General features: G+C 67.8%; 15 protein-coding genes. 8 read left to right on the top strand and 7 right to left on the bottom strand.

The genetic code is table 11. The features are described 5' to 3' along the window. Positions 1 to 39: 39 nt before the first annotated feature. On the bottom strand, positions 40 to 1,587 hold the full coding sequence (locus tag ACQCX5_RS05780) for an FGGY-family carbohydrate kinase (RefSeq protein ID WP_434541060.1): 1,548 nt from the start codon (positions 1,585 to 1,587) through the stop codon (positions 40 to 42). 354 nt (positions 1,588 to 1,941) lie between these two features. Between ACQCX5_RS05780 and ACQCX5_RS05775 the strand changes: the two genes are divergently transcribed. Both ACQCX5_RS05775 and ACQCX5_RS05770 read left to right on the top strand, forming a co-directional pair. Next, positions 1,942 to 2,292, top strand: a complete 351-nt coding sequence (locus ACQCX5_RS05775; RefSeq protein ID WP_434541059.1) for a metallopeptidase family protein — start codon at positions 1,942 to 1,944, stop codon at positions 2,290 to 2,292. Between the two features lie 147 nt (positions 2,293 to 2,439). Then, positions 2,440 to 4,818 carry a lamin tail domain-containing protein gene (locus tag ACQCX5_RS05770; protein ID WP_434541058.1) on the top strand — a complete coding sequence of 793 codons (2,379 nt, stop codon included), beginning with the start codon at positions 2,440 to 2,442 and terminating at the stop codon, positions 4,816 to 4,818. A 107-nt stretch (positions 4,819 to 4,925) separates the two neighbouring features. Here the strand turns inward: ACQCX5_RS05770 and ACQCX5_RS05765 are convergent, their stop codons facing one another. Beyond that, positions 4,926 to 5,534 (bottom strand): FMN-dependent NADH-azoreductase, encoded by a 609-nt coding sequence (locus tag ACQCX5_RS05765; RefSeq protein ID WP_434541057.1) that lies wholly within the window; start codon positions 5,532 to 5,534, stop codon positions 4,926 to 4,928. A gap of 145 nt (positions 5,535 to 5,679) precedes the next feature. Between ACQCX5_RS05765 and ACQCX5_RS05760 the strand changes: the two genes are divergently transcribed. After that, on the top strand, positions 5,680 to 6,348 hold the full coding sequence (locus tag ACQCX5_RS05760) for a TetR/AcrR family transcriptional regulator (protein ID WP_434541056.1): 669 nt from the start codon (positions 5,680 to 5,682) through the stop codon (positions 6,346 to 6,348). Between the two features lie 176 nt (positions 6,349 to 6,524). On the opposite strand, the gene ACQCX5_RS05755 is transcribed toward ACQCX5_RS05760, so the two are convergent. Continuing rightward, complete coding sequence (locus tag ACQCX5_RS05755; RefSeq protein ID WP_434541055.1) at positions 6,525 to 8,678, bottom strand: UvrD-helicase domain-containing protein; 2,154 nt, start codon at positions 8,676 to 8,678, stop codon at positions 6,525 to 6,527. Between the two features lie 320 nt (positions 8,679 to 8,998). Between ACQCX5_RS05755 and ACQCX5_RS05750 the strand changes: the two genes are divergently transcribed. Both ACQCX5_RS05750 and ACQCX5_RS05745 read left to right on the top strand, forming a co-directional pair. After that, on the top strand, positions 8,999 to 9,568 hold the full coding sequence (locus tag ACQCX5_RS05750) for a dihydrofolate reductase family protein (RefSeq protein WP_434541054.1): 570 nt from the start codon (positions 8,999 to 9,001) through the stop codon (positions 9,566 to 9,568). A 75-nt stretch (positions 9,569 to 9,643) separates the two neighbouring features. Next, positions 9,644 to 9,967 carry a hypothetical protein gene (locus ACQCX5_RS05745; RefSeq protein WP_434541053.1) on the top strand — a complete coding sequence of 108 codons (324 nt, stop codon included), beginning with the start codon at positions 9,644 to 9,646 and terminating at the stop codon, positions 9,965 to 9,967. Between the two features lie 21 nt (positions 9,968 to 9,988). On the opposite strand, the gene ACQCX5_RS05740 is transcribed toward ACQCX5_RS05745, so the two are convergent. Then, on the bottom strand, positions 9,989 to 10,630 hold the full coding sequence (locus tag ACQCX5_RS05740; RefSeq protein ID WP_434541052.1) for a hypothetical protein: 642 nt from the start codon (positions 10,628 to 10,630) through the stop codon (positions 9,989 to 9,991). A 90-nt stretch (positions 10,631 to 10,720) separates the two neighbouring features. Here ACQCX5_RS05740 and ACQCX5_RS05735 point away from each other — a divergent pair, with 90 nt between their 5' ends. Beyond that, complete coding sequence (locus tag ACQCX5_RS05735) at positions 10,721 to 11,272, top strand: hypothetical protein (RefSeq protein ID WP_434541051.1); 552 nt, start codon at positions 10,721 to 10,723, stop codon at positions 11,270 to 11,272. Positions 11,273 to 11,294: 22 nt separating this feature from the next. Here the strand turns inward: ACQCX5_RS05735 and ACQCX5_RS05730 are convergent, their stop codons facing one another. The 3 genes from ACQCX5_RS05730 to arsD all read right to left on the bottom strand — a co-directional run bounded on the left by ACQCX5_RS05730 (position 11,295) and on the right by arsD (position 15,478). Then, on the bottom strand, positions 11,295 to 13,157 hold the full coding sequence (locus ACQCX5_RS05730) for a BCCT family transporter (protein ID WP_434541050.1): 1,863 nt from the start codon (positions 13,155 to 13,157) through the stop codon (positions 11,295 to 11,297). Between the two features lie 84 nt (positions 13,158 to 13,241). Then, the gene (gene arsA / locus ACQCX5_RS05725) at positions 13,242 to 15,038 is read right to left on the bottom strand and encodes an arsenical pump-driving ATPase (protein WP_434541049.1); all 1,797 of its coding nucleotides are present in this window, start codon (positions 15,036 to 15,038) and stop codon (positions 13,242 to 13,244) included. A gap of 44 nt (positions 15,039 to 15,082) precedes the next feature. After that, positions 15,083 to 15,478: an arsenite efflux transporter metallochaperone ArsD gene (gene arsD, locus ACQCX5_RS05720; RefSeq protein ID WP_434541048.1), complete on the bottom strand. Its 396-nt coding sequence runs from the start codon at positions 15,476 to 15,478 to the stop codon at positions 15,083 to 15,085. A gap of 64 nt (positions 15,479 to 15,542) precedes the next feature. On the opposite strand from arsD, the gene ACQCX5_RS05715 reads away from it, so the two are divergent. Both ACQCX5_RS05715 and ACQCX5_RS05710 read left to right on the top strand, forming a co-directional pair. Continuing rightward, positions 15,543 to 15,893, top strand: coding sequence for an ArsR/SmtB family transcription factor (locus tag ACQCX5_RS05715; protein ID WP_434541046.1), 351 nt, complete (start codon positions 15,543 to 15,545; stop codon positions 15,891 to 15,893). Further along, a complete protein-coding gene (locus ACQCX5_RS05710) occupies positions 15,890 to 16,312 on the top strand; it encodes a low molecular weight phosphatase family protein (RefSeq protein WP_434541045.1) in 423 nt (140 codons plus the stop codon). The genes ACQCX5_RS05715 and ACQCX5_RS05710 overlap by 4 nt, the downstream gene beginning before the upstream one ends. Positions 16,313 to 16,331 lie beyond the last annotated feature (19 nt).

The raw sequence follows: 16,331 nt of genomic DNA, 5'->3' as shown, positions 1-16,331 counted from the left end.
CCTCCTGAGGTGTGGGGTGGCTGTGGGTGGTGGGCCAGGTCAGGGTGCGATGTGGCGCACCATGTCGTTCATGAGCTGCTTCATGGCCGGGTAGGTGTCGAGATAGGCCTGGTAGTAGTACTGGTACTCCTCGTGGGCCGCAGCGTTGGGCTCAATCGTCTTGACGGTGTGCACCATCGACCGTGCCGCCTCGGGCAGGTCTGCAAAGATGCCGGCCGCGATGCCGCCCATCATGGCCGAGCCCAGGATCGGGCCCTCGGCGTTGCGGGTGAACACCATCGGCACGTTCGAGACGTCGGCGTGCATCTGCATCCAGAAGTCCGACTTGGCGGGGCCGCCGCTGACGACGATCTGTTCCGGTGGGTAGCCGTTGTCACGCATGGTGGCGAAGATCGACTCGGTGCCGAAACAGATGCCCTCGATGATGGCGCGGTACATGTTGAACTCGGTGTGCCCCAGCGACAGGCCCCAGAAGACGCCACGAGAACGGGCATCGGAGTACGGGGCGCGGTTGCCCTGGAAGTGGTCGAGCAGGATGAGCCCGTCCGAGCCGATCGGCAGCTTGGCGGCCTCTTCGTTGAGCACGTCATAGGGGTCACGGCCCGTGGACTTGGCAATCTCCCAGGCCTTGGGGGCGAGTGTGTTCTTGAACCAGGCGACGACCGAGCCGGTCGACGACTGGCCGCCCTCGACGGTGTATTCACCGGGGATGATTGCGTCGGTGAACGAGCCCCACAGGCCCTTGGCGTGCAGCGGGGTGCGCGACTGGCCGATCATCACGTGGCTTGAGCCGGTGATCAGGGCCATCTTGCCGGGCTCGACCACGCCCAGGCCGATCGCGCCGGCATAGGCGTCGATGCAGCCCTCGGCGACGGGCGTCCCCCGCTTGAGCCCGAGCTCGTTCGCGGCGGCCAGTGACAGGCCCGCCACCTTGGCGCCCAGGGGCAGCAGGGTCTTGGGGAACTTGTCGAGCACCTCGGCGGCGCCGGCCTTCTCGTACAGGCTCGTCGGCCAACCGCCCGCGTCACCGTCGTAGAAGTACTTGCAGGCGGCGTGGTTGATCGACATCGTCCACTCACCGGTGAGCCGGTTCACGAGCCAGTCGGTGCAGTCGGCGATGACGGCCGCCTCTTCGAAGACCTCGTGGTCGTTGTTGCGCAGCCACATCGACTTCGGGGCGCCCCACTCGGCCGAGACGGGCCCGTAGCCCGAGTACTTCAGCGCGTCATCGCCCGTCGCAGCCAGTTCGTCGGCCTCACTGGCGGCGCGAACGTCCATCCACAGCAGGGCAGGACGCAGCACGTTGTTGTTCTTGTCAACAGCCACCACGGTCGCCGACGTCGAGTCGACGCCGATGCCGGCGATCGCGTCAGCCGCGACGCCGGCCTTGCTCACGGCCCCGCGGACGGAGGTGACGATGCACTCCCACCATTCCTTGGGGTTCTGCTCGGCCTGGCCCGAGCGGGGAAAGTTGGTGGACCACTCAGTGGCCACCGAGGCGAGTTCATTGCCCTCGCAGTCGAATACACCGGCGCGAGCACCGCCGGTGCCCATGTCGATGCCGAGCAGAAAAGGTCCTTCAGCCATGGCAAGTCTCCTTGGAGTCGGCCCCGCGTCGGGGCCCCGGGCCGCGTTGCCCGGTGGTCCCAGCCTTGTCCCGTGTGTCGCGGCCGGGCAATGGTTCGGGTCGACCGGGGCGGTGTTTGCTCATGTGAGCGAGTGCGGGGCGCCGTCGTCCGAGCACCTGGCCCAGCAGTGTGCATCGACCGAGGCCAAAACCCCGGAATCCGCGGATTTCCGTCCGGTCGATGCACACCGCTGGGTGCACCTGCGGCCCTGCTCCACTCTGCTGACACTGTGTCAGCAGAGTGGAGTTGGCCAGCAGCTGACGGTTTGCCATCGGATTCAACATTCGCCCCGGCGAGAGCTATGGTGGCTCTCATGCCCCTGCAGGTGACGAAGGAGGAGTTCGATCAGTGCGTCTCTGAAGCACTGGACTCCATCCCTGAGCAGCTGTTCAAGCTGGTTGACAATTGCGTGGTGCTCGTCGAGGACGAGCCACCCCACTGTGAGGACCTCTACGGTTACTACGACGGGGTGCCGCTGACCGAACGCGGCTCTGACTACTCCGGAGTGCTTCCCGACCGCATCGTCCTGTTCCGTCAGCCGCACCTGAACGAGTGCGACGACATGGACGAACTGGTCGACGAGATCCACACCACGGTCGTGCACGAGATCGCGCACCACTTCGGTATCGACGACGCCAGGTTGCACGAACTCGGGTACGACTGAAACCTCCCCGGGCTGAACCCAGCCGTTACAAGGTTTTCCTCAGCCCTCGTTCACCGGGATGTCACCGTGATGACCCGCGGATGTTGCACCCAGCCGATTGGATGACTCCAGTTCAGCGCCTTTTCGTGCGCCCAGAAGGAGACATCCATGCGAACCCGCCGTGAGCGCACCCCAGGTGCGCACCGCAGCGCCGCGACCCGCGTCACCGCCGCCCTGACCGGCGTCGCGATGCTAGCCGGCCTGGCCTGGCTGGCCACCCCGAACACGGCCCGTGCCGCCGTCACCGACATCCGCATCAACGAGATCGAGTCGTCGGTCACCGGCGGTCAGGACTTCATCGAGCTGACGAACAAGGGTGCGGTGCCCGTCGACATCAGCGGCCTGGTCATCAAGGACAACGACGACACCCACGCCTACACCATCCCGGACGGCACCACGATTGCCCCGGGGGGTTTCTGGGTCGTCGAGATCGACACCGTGCCTGGCGGCTTCGGCCTGGGCGGCGGCGACTCGGTGCGCCTGTTCAACGGCGCCGAACTGCTCGATTCGCACACCTGGACGGCGCATGCCGGGGTGACCTGGGGCCGCTGCCCCGACGGCAACGGCGAGTTCGTCAACACGCTCGAGTCGACCCCCGGCGCGGCCAACAAGTGCGCCACTCCCGAGGGTGTCGTGGTGATCAACGAGATCGAGTCGCAGGCCGGCAGCCCCGACGACTGGATCGAGCTGAAGAACATCGGCGATGCCCCCGTCGACGTCGCCGGCTATGTGCTGCGTGACAATTCCGACGACCACACCTACACGATCCCGGCCGGTACCGGCACCACGATCGCCCCCGGCGGCTACCTCGTGGTCGACATTGCGACCGCGGCAGGCGGGTTCGGCCTGGGCGGCGCGGACGCCGTCCGGTTCTACGAGCCCGGTGGGCTCGTGCTGATCGATTCCCATTCGTGGACGAGCCACTCGCCGACATCCATCGCCCGTTGTGGGGACGGGATCGGCGGCTTCACGAACAGCGCCGCACCGACCAAGGGCGCCGCCAACGACTGCCCGATCCCCAGCGTCGTGATCAACGAGATCGTCTCGAACTCGAGCACGCTGCCCGACTCGATCGAGCTGCACAACGCCGGCACCACCGACGTCGACCTGAGCGGCTACATCCTCAAGGACGACAATGACTCCCGCAACGTGCCGCTGCCGGCGGGCTCGGTGATCGCGGCCGGTGGCTACCTGGTGTTCAGCGAGGGCAGCGGGTTCACGTTCGGCCTGGGCAATGGGGACGCTGCGCGGCTGTTCCTGCCCGACGGCACCACGCTCGTCGACGGCCACACCTACCCCGCCCACGGCGTGCCCGGCTGGGCCCGCTGCGGTGACATGTGGGTGCAACCGGCGTCGCTGACCCTGGGCGCGGCCAATGACTGCGGCACGTCCCCGACCCCGACCACCCCGGCCCCCACCGGGCCGACCGCGCAGCCGTGGCCCGGTGGCGACGCCGCGACGCCGCTGAACCTGGCCTTCCTCGAGGACTCCTCGGGCCTGGACTTCCAGTGGGACGGCACCGCCGGTGTGCTGTGGGCCATTGACAACGGCACCGGCACGCTGTGGAAGCTGACCGTGAGCGCGTCGGGTGAGGTGGCCTTCGCCGACGGCTGGCAGAGCGGCAAGCGGGTGCGGTTCATCCGCGATGCAGCTGACCCGGCCAGCGCCGGGCCCGATGCCGAGGGCGTGACGTTCGCGAACGGCTTCGTCTATGTCGCCTCGGAGCGTGACAACAAGGACAAGGGCGTCAACCAGAACACCATCCTCAAGGTCGACCCGAACGAGCCCGGGCCCGACGTCGTCGCCGACCAGGAATGGGACATCACCGCTTCGCTGCCCGCCGTGAGCGCCAACACCGGCATCGAGGCGGTCGAGTTCATCCCCGACTCGGCGCTGGCGGGCAAGCTGTGGGACTCGGCCAAGGCCAAGCCCTACGATCCCGCCGACTACCCCGGTCACGGCGACGGCCTGTTCTTCGCCGCGGTTGAGGACAACGGCACCGTGTACGCCTTCGCGCTGAATGCGGACGGCACGCATGCGCTCGTCGGGTCGTTCACGCCCGGCCTCGGTGGTGTGATGGCGCTCGACTGGGACGCTGAACTGGGTGTGCTCTGGACGATGTGCGACGACGGCTGCCAGAACACCGGTGCGCAGGTGAGCTTCAACGGCACCGACAAGCCCGGCGTGGTGCTGCTGGCCAAGGCCGCCGGCCTGCCCGTGGCGAACTTCGAGGGCTTCGCCACCGCGTCGGGCGAGATGTGCGTCGACGGTGTGCGCCCGGTGTGGTGGTTCCAGGATGGCGTGACCTCGGGTGCGCTGCGCCAGGGGACGGTGCCGTGTGGTGCGGACGATCCCGGGACGCCGCCGGTGTCGACTCCCCCGGTCAGCACGCCGCCCGCGGGTACGCCCCCGGTCAGCACTCCCCCGGTTACGACGCCCCCGGCGGATCCGAACCAGCCGCGTCCGCTGCCGAACACCGGCGCGTGATGTAGCGCTGAACCCATGAGCAGGGCCCTCGTCCACGATCGTGGTGGACGAGGGCCTTGCTGCTCTTCGCCTGTGACGATCAGGCGGCTGCTCTTCGCCTGTGACGATCAGGCGGCCACGGTCACGGCGCGGGCGCGGTCGACGACGTCCTGGCGGGCCTTGGTGCGGTTGCCGGCGGCGAGCTCACGCAGGTGTGCCATCTGGGGAACGTAGTCGGCCAGCGTCAGCTCGGCCACGATGAACTCGGGCTCGATGCCGAACAGGTTGCGCAGCACCTTGTCGAGGTAGGTGGTGACGAACTCCTTGTCCTCGTTCGGGGTGCCCTCGCTGTAGCCGCCACCGCGGCTGTTGATGACCACGGTGGGAGTTCCCGCGGCAGTGCCGTCGGCGCCGCCGGTGCGGCCCATCACGCAGGCCTGGTCGATCCATGCCTTGAGCACCGAGGGAACGGTGAAGTTGTGCATGGGGGTGCCGATCAGGATCAGATCGGCCTGCTCGAGCTCGGCGGCCAGGGTGGCGCGCAGCGGGGCCTTGTCGCCGGCGGCATGGTCAGCGGCCTGCAGGTGCGGGATCGGGTCGGTGGCGAGGTCGCGATAGATCACGGTGCCATCGGGGTTCTGGTTCAGCCATTCCTCGCGGAAGGCCGCGGTCAGCTCACGGGAGACGGAGGGGCCGTCGGTGGACAGGGACGCGTCGACATGCAGCAGCGTGGGCATGGAGTTGTTGCCTTTCGGGATTGGACCAGCACCCCCGTGGACGAGCACTCGTCCACTAACTTGGGGGTACCATCAAGTTGTGACGGGAAGAGACTAGCACCGAACTTGAGGGTATAGTCAAGTTCGACGGGAGGGAGGTGTGACGATGACCGAACAGGCTCAACAGGTCGGCACGCGCACGCTGCGCGCCGATGCGCAGCGCAACATGGAAAAGATCCGGGTGGCCGCGCTCGAGGTGTTCCGCGAGCAGGGGCTGGCCGCCCCGCTGGAAGAGATCGCGCGACGGGCCGGCGTGCGTCCCGGCACCGTCTATCACCGGTTCGGCAGCCGCGAGGGGCTCATCGACGACGTCGTGCCGCAGCTGGCCGCCGAGAACCTGGGACGAGCCACCGACGATGCCCTGGCATGTGAGAACCCCTGGGACGGGTTCGTGCTGTACCTCACCCGGATTTGTGAGCTGCAGGCCGACAGCGGCGCCATGTGTGATGCGGTCACCCGCAGGTATGCCGACACCGAGCACCTGGCCACGGCGTGCGACGTCGCCCGCACCCGCGAACAGCAGGTCATTGACCGGGCGGTGCGTAGTGGCGACCTGCGGGCGGACTTCACGCTCGAGGACCTGCAGGGGGTGTTCTGGTCGACGGCGGCGATCGTGGCTGCGGCCGGCGAGGTGGCGCCGAACGCGTGGCGGCGGCACCTGGCGTTGATCGTGGACGGGCTTCGTTCGGGGGCGGCGCATCCGTTGCCAGTGGAGTCGTTGACACCGGACGAGGTGCTGCGGATCAAGCTGGACCTGGGCGCACGCGGGGCGTAGTGCGGGCGGCGGGGATCTGAGAACAGTGCAGCTGGGGGCCCGAAATCGGGGTTAATGCAGGTGGGGCGGCTGCTGGGAGCATGTTTGTCAGATCCAGCGGAGTCCGGCGTGTCCAAAACACCCCTCTGTCCAACTTTTCTGAACACAGCTGGTTTCTGAACACCCGTGAGACACCTTCACCCCGTGATCCCCACCCACAACCCATCCCTCGCCCTCGTCATCGCCACGTACAGCTCCCGGCGCTCCAGCTCCCAGCGCTCGTGGTCACCATCTGCCACCGGCAGGCTCATCGACGTCTGCCCGGGATGGATGTCGGGGATCAGCACCTGCTTGAACTCGAGCCCCTTGGCCCGCTTGATCGTGCCCACCTTCACCCGGTCGACGGTCTCGCCGCGGTACTTCTCGAGCTGGATCACCGGGATCCCCGCCCGCTCCAGCGCCCTGGTCACCCCGTCGACCGCCCGTTTCGTCTGGCACAGCACCGCCACATCACCGACCGACGTGCCCACCTCGCGGGTCACGCTGCCGATGCGTTCGACCAGGTGCCGCTCGAGCTCACTCGTGTCACGACAACGGCTGATGGCCGGCGGTGCCCCGTCGCGCAGCACGCTGGACGGCACATCACCGCGCGAGACCACACCCTCGATGTCGGTGTATTCATCGCCGTCGACCAGCCGCTGCGCGAACGACAGGATCTGCTTGGTGTTGCGGTAGTTGATGTCGAGCACCACCCCACGGCCGGCGACCGAGATGCCCGCCTCGCCCAGCGCGTAACCGCCCGGGTAGATCGACTGCTGCCCGTCGCCGATGAGCGTGAGCCCGTCGGGTTCGTCCCCGACGAGCTGGTGCAGCATCCGCACCATGGCGCACGACAGGTCCTGTGCCTCGTCCACGATCACGGACGAATACGCATCAGCCATCGGGTGGTCACGCAGGTGCTGCTCGGCCAACAGGATGATGTCGGCATAGTCATTGATCCGCCGCCGGTTCAGCTCTGCCTGGTAGGCCTCGAACAGCGCCCACACGCCGCGCCGGCTGCCCACCGGCAGGCGCAACCGTCGTCCCGTGCGGGCCAGGTCGGCATACTGCTCGAACCGGGTGATGCCGCGCCCCTTGAGCACGTGCTGGATCTCGTCGGACCAGTACCGCGGCGTCTGCCCCAGCTCGCCGAGCTGCGCACGCCCCACGGTCTGCCACGCCGTGTCGAACGCGGCGTCACTCGCCTTGGGGTCAAGCCTGAACTGCACCCCCTGGTCGCGCAGCAGTCGACTCGCAAACGCGTGGACGCCCACGAAGTCCACACGATCGACCACATCGGGTGCCAGTCGGCGCAACAGGTGACTCAGCACATCCGGCAGCGTCCGCACATAGGTGGTCACCAGCACCCGACCGGGACGAGTGCGGGCCAGGTGCGCGGCGCGGTGCAACCCGACGACGGTCTTGCCGCTGCCGGCCGGGCCACGCACCCGCGAGGGCCCCGCGAACGAGCGGCGCACGAGTTTGGCCTGGTCAGGATGCAGGAACGACATCCATTCCTCGACCGGCTGCGCCATCACCGCGGCCAGCAGCGCGGCGACGGTGGCGGGGTCGTCGGGTACGTCATTGACCAGAGCATCGTTGACCGGCGCATCGTTGACCGGCTGGACGGCATGGGCCGGTTCACCGTCAAGCTCCACCGTCGCCGGCGGCGCCGGCACCACGGGCTCGGGCACGGTGGCGACCACCGGCGCCGGCCCGCTCACCTGCGAGAACAACGACAGGCTGCGCGCCAGCACCGCATCAATCTGGGTCTGGGTCAGCCGATTTCCATAGCTGGTGATTGTGCGCAGGGCATCGCGTTCACCCACAATGCGCACCCCGTGCACGGTCGCATCAATGCCCGAGCGGCCCGCCAGCACGATCAGCGCATGCACCTCGCCGGGGGCCAGGCCGATGTTGACCAGGTCTGCCTGGGTGGTGTCGAGCAACGAGGCCAATGACAGCAGGTCATCGGTGACATCTGCCTCGCCCCGAAAAATGCGGCCCTGATTGATCGTGACCTCGGCCCAGGCTTTCGTGTCGACGATGAAGACCCCGCTCTGACCGATGACCACCAGGTCGACCTGGGCCCGCCGGGTGCCCGGCCAGGCCCGGTCGGCGAGCAGGTGGAACCCGATGCCTGCCAGCGGGGCGAGCGTGCGGGCCGTGCGCTTCTCGGTCTCTTCGGCGATGCCGTACCGCGCAGCGGTGGCCTTGGCCTCGACAGCGGCCTGTTCGTGGGCGCGGGCCAGCGCCAGTTGTCGCTGCGCCTCAGCCGCAGCCGAATCACCGGCGGCCATGGTGAATGGCACCTCGCTTCTCGTTCAGGTGGTCGCCTTTGACCAGTGGATGACGAACATGGTCACCCTGGTGCACAACCTACCGGTGGCGGCCTGAACAAATGGAGGGGCCCACCCCTCAATCACCTCGCGATGGAAATGGTGACCGGATTCGCCAAGGAATTGCCGAGGCCCACAAACCGTGCGGGCCTCGTCCGGTGGTGGCACCCACTCGAGGTGAGCGACCCGACGCCGACCGTTGACCCCCACCCCCACAAGTCATACAGTCGTGTACAGGAACGGCGGTGTGGCCGACCGGGTCGCGCACAGCCACTCCAGCCAAGGAGGCCACCATGCAACCCCTCATGATCGACTTCATCTGTTCGCTCGACGGCTACGGCGCTGCCGAAGGCTGGCCAGGCTGGTGGGGACTGGAGAGCCCCGAATACCTGCAGTGGCTGGCAGATTCCCCTGAGCAGGACCACCCCGTGCTGATGGGCGCCAATACCTACCGCCTCATGCACCAGTTCGTGCTGTCGGGTGAACCGGGCACAGAGGTGCTCAACGACCAGCAGAAGATCGTCTTCTCGTCCACGCTCACCGAGCCCCTCGACTGGGCCAACTCGACCCTGGTCACTGGCGATGCGGTCGAAGCAGTGCGGGATCTGAAACAAAGCTCTGACAAGCCACTTCGCACGCTCGGCAGCGTCTCGTTGTGCCGGTCGCTGCTGGCCGCGGGGCTCGTGGACACCTACCGCGTGGTGATCTTCCCGGTGATCACGGGCGCCACCGGCAGCGACCGCATCTTCGACGGCTACCCGGACGTGCGGCTCGAACTCACACAGAGCCGCACCTTCGAGGGCGGGCTGCAGCTGCTCGAATACACGCCGACGGTACTCGACAAGGCCCCACTGGCGCCGTAATTGTGGTCACAGCGGTGCCGAACCGTTGGTAGTCGAACGGTTCGGCACCGCTGGGGGTCACTTAGGCTGGCCGTCATGGCTGAACCGCTCGACGTCCTCGTCTTCTACGTGCCCGTGGACGACACCGAGCGCGTGTTGGCGGCGCTCTTCGAGGCCGGGGCCGGGAACATTGGCGACTACGACCGCTGCGCCTGGTACACCTCGGGCACGGGCCAGTTTCGTCCGCTCGCGGGGGCCAACCCCACGATCGGCGACATCGGCCAGGTCGAACAGGTGGTCGAGAACCGGGTTGAGCTCACGTTCCCACGACGGCTGCGAGACACGATCGTGGCGGCGTTGAAGCGGGCGCACCCGTATGAAGAGCCCGCGTTCCATGTGCTGGTGAATGTGGTGAGCTGATCGCCCCACCCGCAGCCCCCGTCAGTGCGTCTGCTGCACAGCCTCCGGTTCGTCCACGGCGACCTCGCCACCCTGCTTCGTGAACCAGCGGGCCACCAGCGTCACCAGTCCCAGCGCGATCAGCGCGGTGACGGCCTTGTCGATGAACTCCAGGCCGACGCGGGGCCAGAATGCCGCGCTGAACAGGCTCTGCCCGGCACGCTGCAGGCCGGCGACCATGCCGTCCATGACCCCGCCATGCGAGCCGCCGAACGCCATCACCGCGATGGCGGTCGAGAGCAGCGGCACCAGCACGGCGCACAGGGCGGCAGCGATCGGGGCCGTCTTCACGGTGTAGCCGTCGCGGCGCGATGACAGCCCGACGATCACCGCCACCAGCACCTGCACGGGGATGAACCAGAAGGCGGCCGGTTCGATCGTCCAACCGAGGACGAGGTTGGTGATGACGCCCACCGCGATGCCCCACCACGTGCCGAACAGGGCCGACGCGACGAAGGTGCCGATGGTGTCGAGGAACAGGAACGGCAGCGCCAGGTAACCGATACCGATGCCGAACACGAGGTTGAGCGCCACCGCCGCGAGGCAGGCGAGCAGCACCGTGCTCGTGCGGGCGGTGGTCAGGCGAGTGGGGGTCAGCCGGAAGGGGGTCTTGCTCGAAGTCATGCCATGACCATTTCATGGGACGACGGGCGCCGACAGCGGATGCCACCTGTTTCCACGTCTCGTGACACCTGTCCCCCTAGCCTTTTCTGCATGGCAACGATCGAAGACCTCGAGAACTGGTTCACCAACCGCGACCGCGACAGCTGGGACGCCTTCGCCCAGGGCAACGACCTGCCCACCGAAGAGGGTGTGGCTGCCCTCGAGTCCGAGATCGGGTTCCGCCTGCCCGATGAGGTGCGCCAGCTGGGGTTCCACCGGCTCGGCGGACTGCTGATCGAGGCCAAGGAACACCTGTGGCCCTACCCCCAGCCGTACGACGCGGGCCCGGCGTGGACGTTCCAGAACGGGGTGATGGTGTTCAGCCTCTCGGACGAGGCCCCCGAGTGGCTGCAGTTGGGGGTGGCACGGCAGCGTTTCGTGCAGGACTACCCTGACCAGGCCGGCTGGGTACCAGTGCTCAAGCGGAACAGCGACCCGCGGGTGTGGGCCGTGGACGCCAGGGGCAACCTCGCCGAGTTCCTGCCCGGCATGAACGAACCCTTTGAGGTCGACGGTGGGTTCTACGACCTCGTGCTCGACGAGATTGCCCAGCTCGAGCAGCGCCTTGCCGACAAGCTCGCCGGCAAGGACAGCCAGGCCTAGGGTGTAGGCGGGTCCGGCGGCCCTACCCCGCCGCCGGCCGGTCGGCCACCAGCTCTTCGGCCGCGGGCTCCGGCGTCTGCACCAGTGCACCGACGCCCTCACCCGGCGCGGTCTGGTCGACCACCAGGGCGAAATCGTCCCCGTGCTGGGTGACGCCCTCGACCACGGCCACCTCGACGGCCTTGCGCACGTACTTGCCGCGCACGATCATCGGGTCGGTGCTCAGGTCTTTGACAAGGGAGATCGCCATGCCGATCATCACGACCAGGAACGGCAGGCTGGCCATGATGATCACCGATTGCAGGCCGCTGAGGGCGTCGGCGCCGCCGATCACCAGCATGATCGCCGCGACGGCACCGGTGGCCGCACCCCAGAAGATGACCGTGCCCCGGCTGGGCTCGATCGTGCCGTTCTCGCTGATGGTGCCCATCACGATCGAGCCGGCATCGGCGCCCGAGACGAAGAAGATGCCGACCAGCACCATCACGATCACCGAGGTGACCGTCGCCAGGGGCATGGTGTCAAGCAGCGCGAACAGGGTGCCCTCGGCCGAGTCCACCTCGCTGAGCCCGGCCCCGGCCTGCTCGGCGTTGATGGCCGCCCCACCGAAGATCGCGAACCAGATCAGGCTGACCACGCTGGGAATGAGCAGCACGCCGGCGACGAACTCCCGGATGGTGCGGCCCCGCGAGATGCGGGCGATGAACATGCCGACGAAGGGCGTCCAGCTGATCCACCAGGCCCAGTAGAAGATCGTCCAACCACCCAGCCACTCGACGGCTTCGGGTCCGGAGGTGCCCGTGCGCGCCGACATCTGCATCAGTGTCTGCAGGTAGGTGCCGGCAGTCGTCGGGATGAGGTTGAGGATGAACACGGTCGGCCCCAGCACGAACACGAACAGGGCCAGCACCGTGGCCAGCACCATGTTGATGTTCGACAGGTACTGGATGCCCTTGCTGACCCCCGAGACCGCACTCAGCACGAAGGCGATGCACAGCCCCGTGATCAGCAGGATCAGGAACGTGTTGCCGACCTCGCCGATCCAGCCGACGATGCGGGCACCCTCGGCGATCTGCAACGCGCCGAGCCCGAGCGAGGTGGCCGACCCGAACAGCGTCGCGAAGATCGCGAACATGTCGATGACCTTGCCGAGCGGCCCGTACGCCTGCCGCTTGCCCAGCAGCGGTTCGAACACCGCACTGATCGTGAGCGGACGACCCTTGCGGAACACGCCGTAGGCAATGGCGACGCCGACGATCGCATAGATGGCCCAGGGGTGCAAGGCCCAGTGGAACATGGTGGTGGCCATGGCGGTACGGATGGCGTTCTCATTGCCCGCCTCGCCGGTGCCGGGTGGTGGGGTGATGAAGTGCGACAGGGGCTCAGAGGCGCCGTAGAACATCAGGCCGATGCCCATGCCCGCGCTGAACATCATCGCGATCCACGAGACGGTCGAGAACTCGGGGCCCTCGCCGTCACGCCCCAGCGGGATGCGCCCGTAGCGACTGAGCGCCAGCCACAGGACGAAGAACACGAACCCGGTCGAGGCCAGCGCGAACAGCCAGCCGGTGTTGGTGACCACCCAGTGCAGGCCGTTCCCGGCAAAGGTCGACAGGGACGAGGGGGCCAGGATCCCCCACAGGACAAAGGCGAGCGCCAGGGCGGCGGTCACGCCGAAGACGACCTTGTCGAGCGAGCCGGGACGCTCGCTCTTCAGGGCCTCGGGTGGCGGTTCGAGCGCCGGGTGCGAGGTGTCGAGCTTCTTGCCCTCGCCCATCCAGCGCGCGACGCCAGCGGTTGAATTGTGCTGCAGCAGGCCTCGTCCACGAACAGGGACGGGCGGCTTCTTGATGCGATTGTTGTGCGGTCGCTCTTGCTCGGCCATGGTGCCTCCTGGGATTGACAGACCTGTCGACCCTAGGTGAGGAACATGGCGCTCGTCAGCTTTGTGACGAGGTGGGGTGGGGTGTTACGCGCGCGGGGCAGCCGCGACGGGGTCGTGGACGAGCTGGCGCAGGTGACCGATCCCGACGGGTTCCTCGGCCTGCGTGGGCACCATGACCAACCGTGGCACCCCGGCCAGGGCCGCAATCGAGTCGCGTTCGAGACCCGCCCGCGCCACCAGCAGCGCACTGGTCGGCTGCGCGGCAGTCAAGGAGTTGTTGATCACCCACGCCCATGGTCGGATGTCGGCACGGTTCAGGTCCGCGGCGAGCCCCTGGGCCTCGAGCACGGGCGTGGTCTCGGGCAGGGTGACGACCACGATCCTGGTGTGCTGCGGGTCCTGCAACCGCATCAGCGGAGTGGTCACCCGGGAGCGCTGGTCGTCATCGAGGTGGCGGGTGACGTCCCGGTGGTAGGCGCCGGTGGCATCCATCAGCCGCAGCGTGTGGCCGGTGGGTGCCGTGTCAATGATGACGAACTGGTGCCGGGCCAGGTTGACGGCGCGGCTGAACTGCTGGAAGACCGCGATCTCTTCGGTGCACGGACTCAGCAGGTCTTCCGCGAGCGCTGCCCGGCCCGCCTCGTCGAGTGAGGCGCCCCGGGTCGCCATCACCCGCTCGCGGTAGGCCGCCGTGGCGGCTGCCGGGTCGATGGCGCTGACTTCGAGGCCGCCGGCGCCGCCCTGCAGCGTGGTGGACAGGTGGGCCGCCGGGTCGGTGGTCGTGAGCAGCACCTTCTTGCCCCTGGCCGCCAGCGCGACGGCGATCGCAGCGGCGATGGTCGTCTTGCCGACGCCTCCCTTGCCCATGGTCATCACCAGGCCGTGGTCGTCCTGCGCCAACTCGTCCACGAGCCTGGACAGTTGCGCTGCGTCGTCCTGGCCATCCAGGTGCTCAGCGGGATGCTCACCGGCCCCGGCCACCGCCGCGGCGTCCACCTGGTCGCCCCACAGGGCGGCCAGTGCCGGCAGCCCGACCATGTTGGTGGGCTTGAGCGCAATCTCGTCGCGCGCAAGCGCTGCCAGCGCCCCCGGCATGGCACGCAGGGCAGCCTGCTCACGGGCGTGAATCGCGGCGTGCAGGTCGTCGGGTTGCGGCGACGGGGGCAGCACGGCGTTCACCACGAGGTTCGAGGCATGGATGCCCAGTTCAGCCAGTTCGTCGAGTGTCCGGCCGACCTCCTGCAGGGTCGACTCCTGCGCCCGGGCAACGAGGACGAGCCGGGTCACGCCCTGGTCGGTGAGTGCGTGCACCGCGGCCCGGTACGTGGTCCGGTTCTTCTCCAGGCCCGACATGGGACCGAGGCACGAGGTGTCACCCAGGCCGTCGTCCAGATAGCTCGTCCAACTGCCCGGAAGCTGCAGCAACCGGATGGTGTGCCCCGTCGGGGCCGTGTCGAACACAATGTGGTGGTAGTCGGCAGTCTGGTCAGGATCGGCGAGCAGGCTGGTGAACTCGTTGAACGAGGCGACCTCGGTGGTGCACGATCCCGACAGTTGCTCGGTGATCGCCTCGATCTCTTTGCCGGGCAGGATGGCGCGGACGGGGTCAATGATCTTGCTGCGGTACGCCTCCGCAGCCTCATCCGGGTCAATCTCGAGCGCATCAAGCCCGGGCACCGTGGTGATCGGGGTGATGTGGTTGCCGATCCTCACCCCGAACACCTGCCCCACATTGCTCGCCGGGTCGGTGCTCACGAGCAGCACCCGCCGCCCCTGGGCAGCCAGGTGCACGGCCGTGGCGCACGCGACGCTGGTCTTGCCCACACCCCCCTTGCCGGTGAAGAAGAAGTGGCGCGGCGGGTTCTCGAGAAATGCGGGCATGGCGGTGGATCCTCCTGGGTGGACGCGTGGACGAAAGAGGCCGGTCAGCAGCAGCCGGTCGAGGCATCACCCGAGCAGCAGTCCGAGACCACCGGCAGCGAGGGGCGGGCGGCAACTCCGGCGAAACGGGCCAGTTCTTCGCGTCGGGGGTGACGGCCGGTCATCACCGTGACACCGTCCACCATGGTGAGCGGCAGGCCCTCAGATCCCGATACCTGCAAGAAGCTGACGACGGCAGGGTTGCCGGCGAACACCGCCGGGTCCGAGGCAAGGTTCGCACGCTCGATGTCGACGCCCTGCTGCTTCAAGGCGTTGACATCGGCGGTGAACTGCACGAGCTGCTGGTCGAGTTCGGGCCCACAGACCCCGGTGTTGCAGCACAGTGCTGGCTCGAAGACGCGGATGACGGGCACGGTGAACCTCCGGGTCGTATTGATCATCGTCGATATGTGCAGCCTGCCGCACATATCGACGACTGTCAATGTGATCGGCTAGGATCGCCCCATGACCCAGACTCTCCAGTTGCTGCCCGCGCAGGAGCTTGAAGAATGCGGCCAGCCATCGCCCACCATCCCCGTGCCGCAGGCCGAGCACCTGGCAGCCGTTGCCAAGGCCCTGTCCGACCCCGTGCGCCTGCGGATCTTCCATCACATCGCAGCGAACTGCTGCTCCAGCGTGTGCGCTTGCCACCTTCCCGAGGTGTTCGGCGTCAGCCAACCCACCCTGTCGCACCATCTCAAGAGGCTCGTCGACGCGGGTCTGGTCAATCGGCAGATGCGCGGCCGCTGGGCCCACTTCACCCCCCGCCCCGAGGGCCTGCAGGCCTTTCGCACGTTCCTAGGAGACCTTCCATGACCGACCAGACCCGGCCCAGCGTGCTGTTCGTGTGCGTCAAGAACGGCGGCAAGAGCCAGATGGCCGCCGCGCTCATGCGTCACGAGGCGGGTGACTCGATCGAGGTGCACTCGGCAGGCACGCACCCCGGCTCGAAGCTCAACGAGGCCTCCGCTGCCAGCGTGGCCCGCATCGGGGGGTCTTTCGAGGGCGAGAGCCCCAAGGCGATCGACCCTGCGCTGCTCGCCAGGGTCAACCGGGTGGTCGTGATCGGGGACGAGGCCCGGGTCGACCCCGTCGAGGGCATGAACGGCACCATCGAGACGTGGCAGACCGATGAGCCCTCGCTGCGCGGCATTGAGGGGGACGAGCGCATGGACCTCATCCGTGACGACCTCGTGCAGCGCGTCGGGGCGCTCAGGACTCAGCTGGTTGGCTGACCCGGCCCAGACCGTCTGG

It is taken from the genome of Aestuariimicrobium sp. G57 (genome assembly GCF_050110855.1).
GTDB lineage: Bacteria > Actinomycetota > Actinomycetes > Propionibacteriales > Propionibacteriaceae > Aestuariimicrobium.
The sequence above is the reverse complement of the archived record's forward strand: the minus strand, read 5'-3'. Positions and strand labels throughout refer to the sequence as shown.

Excerpts from the sequence above, each read along its gene's own strand:
- ACQCX5_RS05780 (WP_434541060.1), bottom strand. The coding sequence starts at position 1,587 with ATGGCTGAAGGACCTTTTCTGCTCGGCATCGACATGGGCACCGGCGGT.
- ACQCX5_RS05775 (WP_434541059.1), top strand. The coding sequence starts at position 1,942 with ATGCCCCTGCAGGTGACGAAGGAGGAGTTCGATCAGTGCGTCTCTGAA.
- ACQCX5_RS05770 (WP_434541058.1), top strand. The coding sequence starts at position 2,440 with ATGCGAACCCGCCGTGAGCGCACCCCAGGTGCGCACCGCAGCGCCGCG.
- ACQCX5_RS05765 (WP_434541057.1), bottom strand. The coding sequence starts at position 5,534 with ATGCCCACGCTGCTGCATGTCGACGCGTCCCTGTCCACCGACGGCCCC.
- ACQCX5_RS05760 (WP_434541056.1), top strand. The coding sequence starts at position 5,680 with ATGACCGAACAGGCTCAACAGGTCGGCACGCGCACGCTGCGCGCCGAT.
- ACQCX5_RS05750 (WP_434541054.1), top strand. The coding sequence starts at position 8,999 with ATGCAACCCCTCATGATCGACTTCATCTGTTCGCTCGACGGCTACGGC.
- ACQCX5_RS05745 (WP_434541053.1), top strand. The coding sequence starts at position 9,644 with ATGGCTGAACCGCTCGACGTCCTCGTCTTCTACGTGCCCGTGGACGAC.
- ACQCX5_RS05740 (WP_434541052.1), bottom strand. The coding sequence starts at position 10,630 with ATGACTTCGAGCAAGACCCCCTTCCGGCTGACCCCCACTCGCCTGACC.
- ACQCX5_RS05735 (WP_434541051.1), top strand. The coding sequence starts at position 10,721 with ATGGCAACGATCGAAGACCTCGAGAACTGGTTCACCAACCGCGACCGC.
- ACQCX5_RS05730 (WP_434541050.1), bottom strand. The coding sequence starts at position 13,157 with ATGGCCGAGCAAGAGCGACCGCACAACAATCGCATCAAGAAGCCGCCC.
- arsA (WP_434541049.1), bottom strand. The coding sequence starts at position 15,038 with ATGCCCGCATTTCTCGAGAACCCGCCGCGCCACTTCTTCTTCACCGGC.
- arsD (WP_434541048.1), bottom strand. The coding sequence starts at position 15,478 with ATGATCAATACGACCCGGAGGTTCACCGTGCCCGTCATCCGCGTCTTC.
- ACQCX5_RS05715 (WP_434541046.1), top strand. The coding sequence starts at position 15,543 with ATGACCCAGACTCTCCAGTTGCTGCCCGCGCAGGAGCTTGAAGAATGC.
- ACQCX5_RS05710 (WP_434541045.1), top strand. The coding sequence starts at position 15,890 with ATGACCGACCAGACCCGGCCCAGCGTGCTGTTCGTGTGCGTCAAGAAC.